Origin of the sequence: Falcatimonas sp. MSJ-15 (assembly GCF_018918265.1) — a bacterium.
GTDB lineage: Bacteria > Bacillota > Clostridia > Lachnospirales > Lachnospiraceae > Falcatimonas.
In genome coordinates this window covers 26,046-43,466 of sequence record NZ_JAHLQC010000009.1, presented here as the reverse complement: position 1 = coordinate 43,466, position 17,421 = coordinate 26,046, and the positions used below count along the sequence as shown (strand labels likewise).

The 17,421-nt window shown below is 33.1% G+C and carries 13 protein-coding genes and 1 pseudogene; 2 read left to right on the top strand and 12 right to left on the bottom strand.

Going from position 1 to position 17,421, the window contains the following annotated elements:
* Window positions 1–311: 311 nt before the first annotated feature.
* On the bottom strand, window positions 312–953 hold the full coding sequence (locus KQI85_RS08445) for a bifunctional 4-hydroxy-2-oxoglutarate aldolase/2-dehydro-3-deoxy-phosphogluconate aldolase (protein WP_216575656.1): 642 nt from the start codon (window positions 951–953) through the stop codon (window positions 312–314).
* Window positions 954–1,156: 203 nt separating this feature from the next.
* On the opposite strand from KQI85_RS08445, the gene sigG reads away from it, so the two are divergent.
* Window positions 1,157–1,933, top strand: coding sequence for an RNA polymerase sporulation sigma factor SigG (sigG, locus tag KQI85_RS08440; protein ID WP_216575655.1), 777 nt, complete (start codon window positions 1,157–1,159; stop codon window positions 1,931–1,933).
* 570 nt (window positions 1,934–2,503) lie between these two features.
* Here sigG and sigE read toward each other — a convergent pair.
* The 11 genes and pseudogenes from sigE to KQI85_RS08385 form a co-directional block, all read right to left on the bottom strand.
* Window positions 2,504–3,244 (bottom strand): RNA polymerase sporulation sigma factor SigE, encoded by a 741-nt coding sequence (sigE, locus tag KQI85_RS08435; RefSeq protein WP_216575654.1) that lies wholly within the window; start codon window positions 3,242–3,244, stop codon window positions 2,504–2,506.
* A pseudogene (locus tag KQI85_RS08430) lies at window positions 3,234–4,073 on the bottom strand (sigma-E processing peptidase SpoIIGA); the annotation flags it as partial. The pseudogene KQI85_RS08430 and the gene sigE, both read right to left, overlap by 11 nt.
* 205 nt (window positions 4,074–4,278) lie before the next feature.
* Window positions 4,279–5,616, bottom strand: coding sequence for a hemolysin family protein (locus KQI85_RS08425; RefSeq protein ID WP_216575653.1), 1,338 nt, complete (start codon window positions 5,614–5,616; stop codon window positions 4,279–4,281).
* Between the two features lie 82 nt (window positions 5,617–5,698).
* Window positions 5,699–6,046, bottom strand: a complete 348-nt coding sequence (locus KQI85_RS08420) for a type II toxin-antitoxin system PemK/MazF family toxin (RefSeq protein WP_216575652.1) — start codon at window positions 6,044–6,046, stop codon at window positions 5,699–5,701.
* A gap of 158 nt (window positions 6,047–6,204) precedes the next feature.
* A complete protein-coding gene (alr, locus tag KQI85_RS08415; protein WP_216575651.1) occupies window positions 6,205–7,380 on the bottom strand; it encodes an alanine racemase in 1,176 nt (391 codons plus the stop codon).
* 318 nt (window positions 7,381–7,698) lie between these two features.
* On the bottom strand, window positions 7,699–9,177 hold the full coding sequence (locus tag KQI85_RS08410) for an NAD(P)H-hydrate dehydratase (RefSeq protein ID WP_216575650.1): 1,479 nt from the start codon (window positions 9,175–9,177) through the stop codon (window positions 7,699–7,701).
* Window positions 9,178–9,255: 78 nt separating this feature from the next.
* Window positions 9,256–9,906, bottom strand: coding sequence for a redox-sensing transcriptional repressor Rex (locus tag KQI85_RS08405; RefSeq protein ID WP_216575649.1), 651 nt, complete (start codon window positions 9,904–9,906; stop codon window positions 9,256–9,258).
* Between the two features lie 456 nt (window positions 9,907–10,362).
* Window positions 10,363–10,875 carry a flavin reductase gene (locus KQI85_RS08400; protein WP_216575648.1) on the bottom strand — a complete coding sequence of 171 codons (513 nt, stop codon included), beginning with the start codon at window positions 10,873–10,875 and terminating at the stop codon, window positions 10,363–10,365.
* A gap of 27 nt (window positions 10,876–10,902) precedes the next feature.
* On the bottom strand, window positions 10,903–11,697 hold the full coding sequence (locus KQI85_RS08395; RefSeq protein ID WP_216575647.1) for an N-acetylmuramoyl-L-alanine amidase: 795 nt from the start codon (window positions 11,695–11,697) through the stop codon (window positions 10,903–10,905).
* A 577-nt stretch (window positions 11,698–12,274) separates the two neighbouring features.
* Window positions 12,275–14,380 (bottom strand): hypothetical protein, encoded by a 2,106-nt coding sequence (locus KQI85_RS08390; protein ID WP_216575646.1) that lies wholly within the window; start codon window positions 14,378–14,380, stop codon window positions 12,275–12,277.
* A gap of 19 nt (window positions 14,381–14,399) precedes the next feature.
* Window positions 14,400–16,502: an RND family transporter gene (locus KQI85_RS08385; RefSeq protein WP_216575645.1), complete on the bottom strand. Its 2,103-nt coding sequence runs from the start codon at window positions 16,500–16,502 to the stop codon at window positions 14,400–14,402.
* Window positions 16,503–16,700: 198 nt separating this feature from the next.
* Between KQI85_RS08385 and KQI85_RS08380 the strand changes: the two genes are divergently transcribed.
* Complete coding sequence (locus tag KQI85_RS08380; protein ID WP_216575644.1) at window positions 16,701–17,369, top strand: TetR/AcrR family transcriptional regulator; 669 nt, start codon at window positions 16,701–16,703, stop codon at window positions 17,367–17,369.
* Window positions 17,370–17,421 lie beyond the last annotated feature (52 nt).

Below are 17,421 nucleotides of genomic sequence, written 5' to 3'. Positions count from 1 at the left end.
ATATTTTTATATCAATCCTTTTCTTACATCATTATATTTTCATATATGTATTATTTATTCAATATCTAATTTATCTTTATTACATAGTTTTCGTCATTATTTTATTTTATCATCATCATTTTGATAGATATGTAAAAAAATAAAGACCTAAATGTAGATAAAAAATGAATTTTACCCCCACCCACACTCTTCACAAAGAACCAGATAATATCGAAAAAAATATCCGGCAGAAAATCTGCCGGATATAAAAATATACTTTTTGTACAATACATCTTATATATTCAAATAAGCAATATTCTATGTACTAATAATTATTTACGGATTTCTTTTACTAATCCAACTGCTTCTTCTGTCATAGATTTGATCTTATCGAATTCGCCAGCTTTGATTAAATCACCTTTAACCATCCAGCTACCACCACAACAGAAAATCTTGTCACAAGCAAGATAATCTGAGATATTCTTAGCGTTGATTCCACCTGTAGGCATAATTCTTACGTTAGTATAAGCTGCTGTCATAGCTTTGATCATAGCAAGTCCGCCTGCTGCTTCAGCTGGGAAGAATTTAACTCTTGTTAAACCACGTTTAACAGCCTGAGCTAATTCTGAAGGTGTTACGATACCTGGACATACTTCGATTCCTTTTTCGATACAGTAATCAACAACTTCTGGATCAAAACCTGGGCTAACGATGATTGAAGCACCAGCTGCAACTGCACGATCAACCTGTTCTGTTGTAAGAACTGTACCTGCTGCGATTAGCATCTCTGGATATGCTTCATGCATTAAACGGATTGATTCTTCAGCAGCTTCTGTTCTGAATGTTACTTCAGCACATGGAAGTCCACCTTCAACTAATGCTTTCGCTAATGGAAGAGCATCTTTAACATCGTTTAATACTACTACTGGAATTACACCAAGTTCTTCAAATTTGTTTGCTACTACATTATTCATATAATAATCTCCTTTAATGATAAGTCACAAATCTTATCTGTATTTTTTACATCTATATTATAACCATAAATGTAAAAGAATGATAGATATTTTTTGTACGAAATTACATACAATATAATTTTTTATATAAATGTAACTAAAAATTATTAATTAAGAATAAATCTTTCATCTTCTGTGCATTATATCGTACAGGAGGTGGTACTATGTCCCTTAATAAAGTTGTTATATGTGGTGTCAATACATCTAAGCTTCCTATGCTTGATAATGAAAAAAAAGAAGAACTTTTTGATGAAATCGAAAAAGGTGTTAAAAGTGCCAAAGAGGAATTTATAGAAGGAAACTTAAGACTTGTTCTTAGTGTTATACGACGTTTTAAAAACACTTCTGAGAATCCTGATGATCTATTTCAGGTAGGTTGCATTGGTCTTATTAAGGCTATCGATAACTTCGATCGCACACTTAATGTCAAATTCTCAACATACGCAGTACCAATGATAATGGGTGAAGTAAGACGTTATCTCAGGGACAATAATAGTATAAGAGTAAGTCGCTCTCTGAGAGATACTGCCTACAAAGCTATATATGCCAAAGAGAATTACATTAACAAAAATAACAAAGAGCCTACTATTAATGAGATTGCCTCTGAGATAGGTATTGCAAGTGAAGATATAATACAGGCTCTTGATGCTATATCTCTTCCTGTCTCATTATATGAGCCTGTATATACAGAAGGCGGTGATACTCTGTATGTAATGGATCAGATTAGCGACAAGAAATGTCGTGAAGATGAATGGGTATGCGATCTTAGCCTTAAAGAAGCACTAAAGAGACTTCCTGACAGAGAGAAAAATATTATAGATCTTAGATATTTTTCTGGCAAAACCCAGACAGAGGTTGCTGATATTGTCGGGATATCACAGGCACAGGTAAGCCGGCTTGAGAAAAATGCACTTAAAAGTATGAAAATGTACTTAAGATAAGTTTCAGATGTCTAATATTTAGTAATACTCTTTATGTTTATGTAGCAGCACTTTTTATATTTTATGTAGTAACTTTTATTTTATATAGTAACTTTTATTTTATAAATAAGCCTCTTACTTAAGCTTTTTACAACTTCTACTTAAGCTAAGAGGCTTATCTGTTTACATTATTCCATTATCTATCACATAATCTTTATTGTTCTTTAGATTATATAATCTTTATCTTGCTGTACTTTTATATTATTGTAGTTTGATTCTCTATATAGTTTTATTTCACTATACTTTTGCCTTATTATAATTCTATTTTTTTATATATTTTTTATCTTACATATTTTAGTTAAAACAAGGTTGTTTTTGCAGGCGTAATATGTTCGTTTTTGCATTATCTTTATAATATGATAGTATGTTTTAAACTGATTTCTTGTCTAGTCAAATACCTGCATATAATTACAAGAATCACAAAAGGCAGATCCTGATACATCTATTATGCGTTAAACCTAAGCATTATCAATGTACCGGACCTGTCTTATTTTTACTTACTTTTTTCTATTTTTCTCATTCTTATTTTGATTATTCAAATCGTACTATTTCTTTTTTCAGTCTTTTTATTATCTTCTTTTCAAGCCTGGATATATAAGACTGCGATATTCCAAGCATATCAGCAACCTCCTTTTGTGTTTTTTCGCATCCGTCCGCAGATGATAAACCAAAGCGAAGATCTACTATCATTCTCTCCCTGTCATTAAGTTTATCAATCGCTTTCGTCAAAAGTTTCTTCTCTACTTCATTCTCCAAATCTTTATATATTACGTCCTCATCTGTTCCTAATATATCCGAAAGCAGAAGTTCATTGCCATCCCAATCCACATTAAGTGGTTCATCAATTGATACTTCCATCTTCGTCTTATTATTTCTTCTAAGATACATAAGAATCTCATTCTCTATACATCTTGAAGCATATGTAGCAAGTTTAATATTCTTATTACGGTTAAATGTATTAATAGACTTTATAAGTCCAATGGTGCCAATGGATATCAGATCTTCAACTCCAACTCCTGTATTATCAAATTTCTTTGCGATATACACTACTAGCCTCAAATTGTGCTCTATAAGTACTGATTTTGCATTACTATCGTATTCAGTACCCAAATCACTAATTACGCTCTGCTCCTCCAAAGCTTCAAGTGGTGGTGGCAGCACATCTGCGCCTCCTATATAGTGCACATCTCCTTCCTTTGATAAAAATACGCTTTTAAAACTTGGAACTGCCTTAAATTGAAAATAATTTGGAACCGATACTTTAATTAACATATTTTTCACCTACTTTTCTATTATTTAGTGGATGCAAAATGATATTATACTCATTACTTAGGGACAATTTTCCGCTATACAATCCCACAACGGCATCCGGTATTTCTATTGCAGCATTCGTACCTTTATATATCTTCAAACAGTTTACTCTAATAGCTAAAAGCATCCCCCTGCTGTTACCTATCGTTCTAAACGGTATCAGATGGGCACCCTGTAGCTCTTCTAAATTCACATTCCCCCTTACATCAATTCCGAATAAGCTATCCTCGCATATCGTAACCGGTTTTCCATATACCGGGTCCATAAGCGAATTACCTGTGTCAAATAACCCAACGCCTTCTATTTCATTTTCTTTATACTGTATTATTACTTTGGTCTTTTTTCTTATATTCTCTGTACATATCTCTCTTAAAATCTTAATACCCTCTATACATAAGCACGAACCAACTAATACTAACAACCTTCCCATTATATTGTCTATTGCTACATTCCAGGCAAAAATGTTATATATTATAAAAGAAGATACCCCCGATATAAATATAAATATCATAACAAACATAAAATATCTTTTAAAACCTTCTCTTATATCAGACCTGCCAAAAGCAATTCTAATCATTATCAATGGAACAGTAATATATGTAGCTATATTTTCTATAACCATGCCCAGTACCCCAACCGGCATAATTTTATTTATAATAACTATCTTAACACATACATATACTGATCCTATACATGATGAAAGTAATATTTCCCCAAATCTTACTTTCTTCTGCATTAACCTTCCCAGCAAAACAATAACAGCTATATCAAAAATGAAATTATTTAAAAAAAGTACATCAAGTTCTACTACATACGGAACACATCACCCTTTCCTATCAATATTGTCTTTGCTCTTATAACGAACATTTAATTTCGCAATCACCCCGAAATCGTTTTATCGTTATGAGCCTATTATATACGTTTCTTATTGCGTTTTTTGTAATACGGTGTCGTCATTCTAATAAATTTTTCGTCAAAAAAAGCCTCTGCCCGACTTACTCGGACAAAGGCTCTTCACTTACTGGTTCTTCTATTTTTGTTACTTTTACTTTTTGAATTATCTTGTTTTTAACCTCAAGAACTTTAAAACGGAAACCTGAATACTCAACTACTGCCCTGTCATTTTCTTGTGGAATTCTGTCAAGTTTTGATATAAGAAAACCATTAAGCGTATCATATTCTTCATCTTCAAATTCAATATTTATCTCGTCTTCAATGTCTTCAAGTTCTGTAAGTCCTGCCATTATGTATTCATCATTACCTATCTTCTTAATAAGTTCTTCTTCTTCATCATGCTCATCAAGAATATTACCAACTATCTCTTCAAGAATATCTTCCTGTGTTACAACGCCTGCAAGCTGTCCATACTCATCAACAACCATCTCCATATGAATCTTTTCAGATTGCATACTCTTAAAAAGAACATTTATATTACGAGTCTCTGGAATAAAATGTGGCTCCATCATAATATCTTTAAGTTCTTTAAGTGTCTTTGCATGATTGCCTGTATCTTCGTATGCTTTCATAACATCTCTAAAATGTATTATACCAATTATATTGTCAAATTCTTCATCATATACAGGAAATCTTGAATAATTCTCTGCAAGCATGACATGAACAACTTCTGTAAGTCTTATACTTCCATCAATTGCTACTATATTCTTACGATGTGTCATAATATCTTTTGCTTCTTTATCGCCAAACTCAAAGATGTTAGTTATCATCTCTGCTTCAGATGCTAATAATACTCCTTGTTCATGGCCTTCATTAACCATTGACATAATATCTTCTTCTGTAACATTATCAAGATCTTCATCCGGATCTATGCCACATAATCTTACAAGTATCTTAGCTATGTAATTAATACTTCTTACTATCGGTTTTGTAACAGTCATAATAGTTCCGGCAGCACCAAGTGTATTCTTAACCCACTTCTGCGGCTGCTTGCATGCAAGTCTGTGTATTGCAAACATACTAATTGCTATGTAAAGCATTGTCACAATTATACTTGCAACAACACCTGCAAGGAGTCTTAATATAATAAGCTCTGTATGCACATTATTATATATAATTGCAATTATCATTCTAACCTGCATCGTTCCAAGTATCATATATGAGAATGCCAATACTACTTGCTTTGTCTTTCGTACTCTGTCTATTCCCTCTGCATACTTAAGAATCTTTATAGCTTTTTTATCTCCATTCTCTGCATCTTTTTCATACGTTCCCTCGCTAATCTCTCCAAGAGCAACCGTAAATCCATAGATAACAATATCAACTATTAATAATAAAATAAATACAATTAACCCTAAATACGGATTCCCGTCGTCCATAATTCTATAACCAAACCTTTCATCTGTATTCCATTAGAATATTTTTTTAATCATATCAGCTATCTAAGCACTTATTCCATACTTATGTATCCATCTCAAGGCTGACTAAAAGTGCTTTGTCAACTTTTGCTATTATGTCATTATCAAGATGACATACTTTATCTCTTAGCCTCTTTTTATCAATTGTTCTTAATTGTTCTAACAAAACAACTGAATCTTTATCTATATCGTACTTTTGTGAATCAATCTCAACATGTGTTGGAAGTTTTGATTTGTGCATCTGTGATGTTATTGCTGCAATTATCACAGTTGGGCTGTGTCTGTTACCTGTATCATTCTGTATAACAAGTACTGGTCTTATACCGCCCTGCTCTGAACCGACAACCGGTCTCAAATCTGCATAATAGATATCTCCTCGTCTTATAATCACTTTAATCTCACACTCCGGTTTTATTAATTCTATCCGTAGTATTGTCCTTTTTTCTTAAGTGTATTCACATTTAACGATTATATTCTATTCTGACTCTTCATTATATTCTATTCTTGCTCTCCATCATATCCAATTCTTATAATCATCCGCAGCAAATATTAGAATGAAAATGTATCATGGAAGTAATCTTTACTTGCAATACGCTTTCCACTTCTATAATAGTTTCTTGGAATTCTCTTACCAAGCCCACAGATAAATTCATAATTAAAACTTCCTGCAAGATTAGCTATCTCTTCAACGCTTATGAATTCATCACCATCTCTTCCTATGAGTGTTACTTCATCATTAACTGCTGCATCAGGAATATCTGTTACATCAACCATCATCTGATCCATACATACTTTTCCAAGTATATTGGCTTTCTTGCCTCTTATAAGGACATAACCTTTTGATGAAAGTGCTCTTGGATATCCATCACCATATCCAATTGATATTGTTGCAACTTTTGTAACTTTGTCAGTAACATATGTAAGATTATAACTTATTCCTTCGCCTTTTTTTACATTCTTAACCATTACAACATGACTCTTTAACTCTAATGCTGGTGTAAGTTTTACTCTGTCTTTGTTAACTTCATCTGATGGATATAGTCCATAAGTTGTAATACCTGATCTTACAAGATCAAGATTAGCCTGTGGCATATCTATTATAGCGGCACTGTTTGAACAATGCTTTAGTTTGAACTCAATGCCATTTTGTGCTAATGTATCAATAAATGATATGAACTTATCAAATTGTACTAAAGCTCTGCTCTTATCTGCTTCATCTGAAGTCGCAAAATGTGTAAATATCCCTTCCATCTCAAGATTAGGAAGTTTACTAATTCTCTTTATCGTCTTAACGCTCTTTTCGCATGGTTCAAAACCTATTCTGTGCATTCCAGTATCTACTTTTATATGACATTTTGCAACTTTGTCAAGTGTCTTTGCCATCTCTGACAGATGACGTGCTGATTCATAGTCAAATATTGTCGCTGTAATATCATGGCTTATAAGATTAGCAAATTCATGATAGGCACAAAAACCAAGAATAATAATTGGCTTATCTACTCCATTTTCTCGTAACATAACTGCTTCATCTACTGTAGCTGCTGCAAAGCCATATACATAATCACTTAATACTTTTGCTACCGGTATTGCTCCATGTCCATAGCCGTCTGCTTTAACTACTGCTATTATCTGTGTATCTTCGGATATATTTTTCTTAATTTCCTTTATATTATCAACAATGGCATCCAGATTAACATTGGCATACACTCTGTAATATTTTTCCATTCTAATTCCTCCCAGACATTTTCCGTCAGCTATGTTACTGACTCTGATAACACATGTCTTTACAATATTTCTTTATCTTGTATATTTTTATTTCTTTATACATATATTATAGCTTTATAAGCATATATTAACTCCGGCAGATTTATCATATTACTCAAACACTCTTATATTATATCTTCAATGCGTTTTACTAATACTTATCAATCTTGTCGGAGCATAGATTAACTTTCCTGTGCTTTTTAATGTATACTTACACATAATAGTCCAATTTTTATGGTTTTTCAATACCTATTTACATAAATCTGATATTCATTTTCTTTATATAATTTTTCCAATTCCTTCAATAATATCTGATGCCATAAGTGATCTCTCACTTTTCTCTTTAGCCATAACATCGCCACTTAATCCATGTATATATACTCCATATTCTGCCGCCTCGTATGGCTGCATACCATTAAGTATTAGTCCTGCTATTATTCCTGTAAGCACATCACCACTTCCACCGGTACTCATGCCGCTGTTTCCTGATGAATTAATATATATGTCACCATTTTCTCTTCCAACTACAGTTCTCGCATCTTTTAATACACATATAACATGTAACTCTTTTGCAATATCTGTACATACTGTCACCAGATTATCTTTTATATCTGATATACTCATCTTACATAATCTATGCATCTCACCAATATGTGGTGTTATAATAACCGGATTATCGTGCGTTATATCCAATAATCCTCTATTCTTAGCAAGCACATTTATACCATCTGCATCTATTATAACAGGTATATCAGCACATGATAGTACAACTGACATAATTCTGTATGCTTCATTGTCAGTTCCTATCCCCGGACCTATGACAACTGCATCTGAGATAGCAACAAGCCTTCTAATCTCGTCATCACTAATAGTATCATATGTCTCAGTTATAGCTTCCGGCACTTTCATATTTAACATTACTTTGTTCGCTGAATGTGTCAGAATTCTAACTAATCCACTTCCACTTCTATATGCTGCCGCTGCTGAAAAATAAGCTGCGCCTCCCATATTCTTTGAACCTGCTATAACAAGAAGTTTACCATAAGTTCCTTTATTAGATGCCTGATCACGTCTTGGAATATTACTTAGATCATCTTTATCAAAAGTATATATTTTTCTATCAAACTGATTTATTGCTTTTTTTGAAAAACCTGCTTTTTTTATGACAATTTCACCTGCATAATTTTTGCCAGGATACATGAATATTCCATACTTCTCATATCCAAATGTAATTGTCATATCTGCTTTTATTGCAACCTTCATAACTTTCGCATTCTCTGAATTAATTCCCGATGGTACATCAAGTGCAATCTTATATGCCTGTTGCTCATTGATAAGCTCAATTAATTCCTTATATACACCAAGTACTTCTCTTGTACATCCTATTCCAAATATTGCATCTACAATAATACTATATGTACTTATCTCTGAAAGTGTTGCTCTTTTTATTCCCTCATTCTCGCATATAGTTAACTGTGTTCTAAGTTCATCAGTCGCTTTCTTGGCATCAAATTCATATATATATGATGCCTGATAACCATATTCACTAAGTATTCTTGCTGTGCACATACCATCTGCACCATTATTGCCATTACCACATACTACAACAATTCTCTCTTCTTTGCCAAATCGTTTCATTATCTCTTTGGCAACTTCATAAGAAGCTCGTTCCATCAGTACAAGTGATGGAATTTTTGTTGTATTAATAGTATAGTTATCTATCTCTTTCATCTGTCTTCCTGTAAAAATATATCGCATCTTAATTCCCCCTTATGCTTTTAAAAACTGCCATCAATATACTTCTCGCATAATGATGGCAGTTACTTTAACTATATATTATTTTTCTTTTTTGTCAGTATTCTCAAGCCTTGACAGATTATATGATAATCTCATAAGACTTTCTGACAGATGAACGTTCTCAACAATTACATCCTTTGGCACAACAAGATCTGTATGTGCAAAGTTCCATATTGCTTTAACTCCGGCATCAACTACTATTGCTGCCACTTCCTTAGCTTTTGCCTTAGGAATTGTAAGTGCTGCTATCTCAATATCATTCTCTTTAATGAATTCTGGTAATTCATCTATCATTCTTATCTCAACGCCTCGGACTGTGAGTCCTTCAAGTCTTGGATTCACATCAAATATTCCTTTGATTATAAATCCTCTCTTTTCAAATGCTGAATAATTAGCAATTGCCTGACCAAGATTACCTGCTCCGATGATAATCATATTATGGTTATGGTCTATGCCAAGTATCTTAGCTATCTCTGAATGAAGATATTTAACATTGTAACCATAGCCCTGCTGACCAAAACCACCAAAATTGTTAAGATCCTGTCTAATCTGAGATGCTGTAACTTTCATCTTTGAACTAAGTTCATTAGATGATATTCTCTCGACACCAAGTTCTAACAACTCTCCCAGATATCTGTAATACCTTGGTAATCTGCTGATAACAGCCTTTGATATCTCTTTATGTTCCACGCTTTTCACCTTCCATTTTGTTTTCTACGCTTTTCTTCTGTAATAAATTATATATGATTGATAAAAAAATGTCAATTTATTTTATTCAAATAGATAATTTTTGCAATTTCTTTATAATCTTTTATATTTTTACCATCTAACTATATATCTTGTCAATATGTAAAAAGTACGATTTTACAATACTTCTCAATATCAGTGATTTAGTAGAGTATTCTACTAAATCGTCTGATTTTTCACATAGTTTGACAAAAAAATAATTTTCTAATTTTTCTTAATCTCTTCACAAAAGAAACCGGCATAAGTATCCAGAATATTGGAGAAAATATCTCATTATCTGACTTTACGCCGGCTATTTTTATTCTTTTATTTTATACTCTTTAGATTTTTATCAGGATTCATAAAAAATAATATCTGTTTATGTTAATATTATTGTCTTATGTATTGATAATTCTCATTCTATCTTGCAAGTATCTGTGTAATCTCACCTACATACATTGTATGATAATTACCATCTTTGTACCATTTTTCATCTATATCACTATCAATGAACTGCTCTTTTTCAATCTTTGTCTCTGATAATTTTTTACAGATAAATACTACATTACCTTCATCTATATAAGGAACATCATCATAATAATCAACAGACATATTCGCATTCTTTATCTTATCTTCATCTCTTCCTGATACTGCTCCAAGATATTTAAGCCCTGATTTTGAAAAGTTCTTGTCGAAGAATGTTAGTGAAAAAGAATCTCCATTGTCAATAAACTCTTTTGTATATCTTGATTCTCTTACAAATATATATACTACATTCTTACCCCAAAGAACTCCTACTCCTCCCCAGCTTGCTGTCATTGTATTAGCTTTTTTCTCGTCACCTGCTGTTATTAGCATCCAATCTTTACCTATCTTGGTAAATGGATTAAACTCCAATAATTCTGTGTCTATAGGCTGAAAACTGTGCTGCATATTTTTTGCCTCCTTACTCTCTATAACTTATTGTGTTACATTATATGTTGAAAAATATCCATCAATGCCATCTGCTATCGCTTTAGCATATGCATCAATATTTTTCTCATAATAATTATTATCAGATTTGTTGGATATAAATCCAAGTTCTAAAATAACACTCGCTACATTACATTCTCTGTTTATCGCATAATCTGTTCCTGCATTACCTTCTGTTCCTGTCTTTATTCCTCTGTCTCGCATAGTATTAGTAGCAAGAAGATTATCAAGTATATTCTTGGCAAGTGCATGTGCATCTTCTGGATCTGAACTGCCAATCCATGCTTCCATTCCAGATACTTCTTCTGTTCCATCATACTTATTACGATGAATTGATACCATTATCTCTGCTGCTGAATTATTACATGTCGCAACTCTTTCATCAAGTGTTACTTTTGTATTATCATCAGTTCTTGTCATAACAACAGCATATCCTCTGCTCTCTAATTCTTTTTGTACAAGCATTCCTAACTTATATGCCTGCGCTGCTTCTGCATATCCAAGTGCTTCTGAACCTCTATCGTACCCACCATGTCCTGGATCAATGCATACTGTATGACCATTACTTGCTGCTACCGGTGTCTCTTCTTCAGTTGTCGCTTCCTGAAGTGGTGTTGCCTCCTCTTGCACCGGAGTTGTCTCTTGTGTAGTATTCTTCTCATTAGCTGATGCATCTTTTTTCTGCATCATTGTAATACATACAGCAACTAATAGTAGCATTACTACAATAAGTACTGATAATAGTACTATTAATGGTCCATTTTTCTGTTTTCTTCTGTTCATCCTTGTTCCCCCAACGGTTTCATAATTAATTGCAAAATACATCTTATGATTGCAATCAATCACTTCACATATAGAAGAATCTCCTGCATCCACTACTTTTCTCTTGCACTCGTTATATTATAACATAATATTTTTGTAATAGCTACATAATATTTCTTACATTTTTTTAATATATCCTTAATATTTTCTGTCATACATAGCCTTTATAATCAGACTTAGACGTCTAATATAGTAGTCCAATACTGTATATTCTTAATATTATAGTTTCACACTGTATCTTTAATATTGCCTATTCAATACTACATTTCCTATGTCGTCTTTTCAATATCACTTCTTTAATATCGTATTTTTGATATTACTTTTTTATAAAAAATAGATTTTACCACTACTTTTGACAAAGAGCCTTTTATTCTATATAAGATTTTTACTAAAAGAAAACGGTACAGACTACATCTTTGTGTCTATACCGTTTTCATGGAAAGAAATAGCATATAATTAATCAGTTAATACTGAATTAATTATCCATATTATATATGTATAATCACTCACATTCTTATAATATTGCATCTTCTGCTTATTATTTACTTATCTCATCTGTTTCAATTATGAATTTTACACTTCCTGACATATTGTCTGAAAGTCCTGTAAATGATTTATACTCTTTGCCACAGTCTAAAACTGCGTCTAATTTATCTACGACTTCTTTTAAGTCCTGCTCATAGAGGGCACTAATCTTCTGAACGCCTTCTTCGTCAAATTTATTCATTCCATCACTAAGTGTTGTTGCTCCATCAAGTAATGTCTTTCCACCATCATTTAACTGTACTGATGCTGTTGCAAGTGATGATGCACCATTCTTAAGAGTCTGGCTGTTAGCTGTTAACTGACCTGCACCAGATGTAAGCTGTGGTGTTGCATCATTAATCTGAATTGCACCATTTTTCAACTGATCAATTGCTGATGGAAGTGCTGATACTGATGAATTAAGTGTCTGTGTTCCTGCATTAATCTGCTGCATAGCTGCATCTAATGATGATACACCTGCCTGAATCTGTCCTGCTCCCTGTGCAACTGCTGTAGCACCACCTATTAATGTACTCTGGTTACCGGCATTTGAACTGCTTGTTGTTGCAATAAGTGCATTCATTCCATTTCTCAGATCACTTCCGGATGCGATACTTGCCTTAAGTCCGTTAACAATCTGTGTCTGTCCTGCTACAGTCTGTGAAAGTGCTGTGATTGCAGGCTGTAATGATGATGAAAGTGCCGGATTGGCTGCAACTGCTGCATTAAGTCCATCTAATACCTGCTGATTAGCCTGTATTGTCTGTAATAATGTATTATAATAGTTATCCATTGTGTCAAATGCACCATTTACTGTCTGTAAGCCCTGATTAACTGTTCCAATACCATCTACAACTGCATTAGCTCCTGCTGTTAATGAACCCATATTAGCATTAAGTGTATCTGCTCCTGCTGTAGCCTGAGCAACACCGTCTGCAAGTGTTCCAACACCAGATGTAAGTGCACCGGTTGCATCTGCTAACTGTAATACACCTCCTGTAAGCTGTGATACTCCATCTGTATATGATGTAATTCCTGATGCAAGTGTATCAACACCATCTACATATGTACCAATTCCTGTATTTAATGTGCCTGCACCATCCTGTAACTGTGATAATCCATCTGATAATGTCTTTGTACCATCTTTTAACTGTGAACTTCCATCTGCAAGCTGTTTAGAAGAATCTATAAGTGTATTAATCTTCTCCTGAAGATCTGTGAGGTCTCCAACTTCGCCAATCTGAATCTTGCTTAAGAAATCACTTGTTGCGGCTGTAAGTGTAACACCCATCTCAAAATCTGTTACATCAGCTGTAATTGTAAGGCTCTCTGGTATATCCAATTTGTCAGATTCAAGTCCAAGGCTATCTGTAAATCCAGGTAATGCTATACCTATCACTATATTGCTCTTAGCATCTGAGATAATTGTTCCATTATCTATTGTTACATTAGAAAAATTATCAAGTGGAAGCATCATACCTGTTACCATTGCGAACGGTGTATAGATTGTCTGCTCTTTTCCATTTACTGTAACTTTCTGTGCTGAATTATTCTTGTAATCAACTTTAATTGTTAATTTACCACTTTTTCCAACAAGTTCTTCAGGAGTCATTTCTTTTCCATCTAATGAATATGTAATCTTTACATCTACTGGAAGTTCATCTTCAGTTGTTCCCTGATAGAATATGTCTGTATCATTAGTATTCCATGTAAGTTTAGTGCCATTCTGTGTGAATGTCTCATCGCCTTTTATATTTGTAATATTTTCAAGGTTTGACACATCTGTAAGTGATGTTTCTTTTCCTGCATTCTTTAACCAGTCTGATACTATTATCTTATTAGTTGTTCCGTTTGCATCTGCAAGTGCATATACTGTTTCATCTTTAAAAAGTTCGCCCTGTGTATCACTTGTGCTTACAACATTAGCTGCTTTTTCTACTGCTGCTTTTAGATATTCTACATCATATTTATCTGATGCTAATTCCTGTGTTGAACCTGTATCTGCTTTTGAATTGCTGTTATGATTAGCAATTATAGCACCACCTGCTGCAAGTGATGTACAAAGAACTGCTGATAATCCTGCTACTGCAACTTTTTTCATTTTTCTATTTCCGTTCATAATCATATACCTCCATTAATTAACCGATCTTAACTTTTTTGCTTCCAAGTGTATTCTTTACTGGTCCAAAACCAATAGATGTCTTACATATTACTTTATCAAATATCATAAACATACTTGGAAGCACAAGAATAACTACTACTGTACTAATTGCTGCACCTCTTGCAAGAAGTGTACATAATGAACTTATCATATCAATATCCGAGTACATTGCTACGCCAAATGTTGCAGCAAAGAAACTTATACCACTGACAAGAATTGATTTCATTGATGTCTTATGTGCAATAGAAACTGCCTCTTTTTTGCTCTTTCCGTTGTTTCTCTCTTTTTCATAACGGCTTGTCATAAGAATTGCATAGTCAACTGTTGAACCTAACTGAATTGTTCCAATTACAACGCTGGCAACAAATGGTAGAGTTGTTCCTGTAAGGAATGGAATACCCATATTAATGTTAATAGCGAATTCAATAACAAGTACAAGTATTATTGGAAGTGATATTGATTTAAATACTAACAGAATAATTGCAAATATTGCTGCAATTGATGCAACTGATACATTTTTAAAGTCAATGTCTGTTACTTCCTGTAAATCCTTAGTTAATGGTGCTTCACCAACTAACATACCTGATGGACAATACTTCTTAACAACATCGCTTAATGTTGCTATCTGCGTATTAACTTCTTCTGTTGCTGCTTTATAATCTGAACATACAAACATAAGCTCATGTTCATCAGACTTAAGCATACTTGCTACACTTCCAGGAATCATCTCTGCCGGAATACCAGGGCCTACTATACTATTTATTCCAATTACATTCTTAATTCCATCAACTTGTTCCATCTCATCTATCATTGCAATCTTATCTTTTGCAGTCATATCATTGTCAAGAACAACCATATATACTGAATTCATCTCAAATTCTTCTGCTAATTTTTCATTAGCAACACTACTTGGAAGATCTGCTGGTATTGACTTGTCAAGATTGTAATATACTCCTGTATGATTATTACAATATACTGCCGGTATATATAATGCCACGAATAATACAAAGAATACTATTGAATGCTTTGTAATGAATTCTGATACTCTATCCATATTAGGAATGAGTGATTTATGTTTCGTCTTTTCAATAAGTCCATCACAGCATAGAATAAGTGATGGTAAAAATGTTACACAACAGATAACACCAAGAATAACACCTTTTGCCATTACAAGACCTATATCCATACCTAATGTAAATGACATAAAGCAAAGTGCGATGAAACCAGCTACTGTTGTAATTGAACTACTTACTACTGATTTGAATGTATTAGATATTGCATGAGCCATCGCTCTCTCTTTATCATTGTTAAATCTCTCTTTATTAGCTTCATAACTGTTAAGCAGGAATATCGAATAGTCCATTGTAACACCAAGCTGAAGTACCGCTGTTAACGCTTTAGTTATGTATGATATCTCACCAAATATTATATTGCTTCCAAGATTATATAATATTGAAAGACCAATACTTAGAAGGAATAACACTGGTGTAATGAATGATTCCATTGTAAGTGCAAGTACAATAAGTGAAAGTACAACTGCTATTGCTACATATATTGGAGTCTCTTTATCTGAAAGCTCTTTAACATCTTCGATAAGACCTGTCATACCACTTGCAAAACACTGTTCATTACATAATTTTCTAATCTCTTTGATTGCTTCCATTGATCTGTCTGCTGAAGTTGTATCTTCTAACAGTGCAATCATCATTGTCGCATTATCCTTATAAAAGGCATCTTTTAATTCATCTGGTAATAAATCAACTGGAAGACTTAAGTCTGCAACTGAATCATACCACAATACATCTTTTACGCAGTCAACCTGCTCAATCTTAGCTTTTAATGCTGCGACATCTTTATCCGGCATATCTTCCACAATAACCATTGTAAAAGCACCCATACCGAATTCGTCTACTAAGATATCCTGACCTTTCATTGTCTCTAAGTCACCTGGCAGATAATTAAGTAAATCATAATTAACATGAGTAAATGCATATCCGATTACTGCCGGAATCATTAGTAAAAGGCAGATTATAATAACTAATTTTCTGTGTTTTACTATTTTCTTTCCAAAATTTATCATAAAATCCTCTCTTTCCTTACGATGAAAAATGACCATCGTTCATTTTTGTTTTCTATAATGTTATAAAGCAAAAATGACCATTAGTCAATATCGTTTTTTTAGTTTTATACACAAAGCAAAAAATGTCAAATTTCTATTGACTTTTTACCTAAAATTAAGTATAACGTTAATATTATTTGGTGTTTGGAGGAATGCTTTTTGAGCAAATTAGAAACAAATAAAAAGAAAAAGAGAGAGGCATTACTAAATACCGCCTTTGAACTTTTCACAACAAAGGGAATTAACAAAACTGCAATCTCAGATATAGTAGAACGTGCCGGTGTTGCCAAAGGCACTTTTTATTTGTATTTTGCAGACAAATATGATATAAGGAATAAACTTATAGCACATAAAGCAAGTGAACTTTTCAATAATGCTATTAACTCGTTACAGCAGACAGATATAGATAGTTTTATTCCTGAACTTCTATATGTTATTAATCATATTGTTGACAGACTAATAGTGGATAAATCACTTTTGACTTTTATATCAAAGAATCTTGGATGGGGTGTCTTTAAAAAAGCTCTTGCTCAAACTTATACAACAGACGAACCGATCGGAGAAGATGGACTTAATTTTTACGATTTCTATCTTGAAAGCCTGAAAGCCAATAATCTAACCTGTGATGATCCTGAAGTTCTTCTCTTTATAATTATAGAACTCGTAGGTTCAACATGTTACAGTTCTATTCTATATGGTGAACCATTGCCAATTGACGAATATCGTATTCATCTTAATGAAACAGTTAAGACGATTGTCGCTTCTTATGTTCATCCGTTTGATATTGATTGTGATAATGATTGTACTACTGATTGTAGTAATGATTAATTATTAAAGTTATTATTCGCACATGCAAAAGAACGGATATGATTGTTTTTTT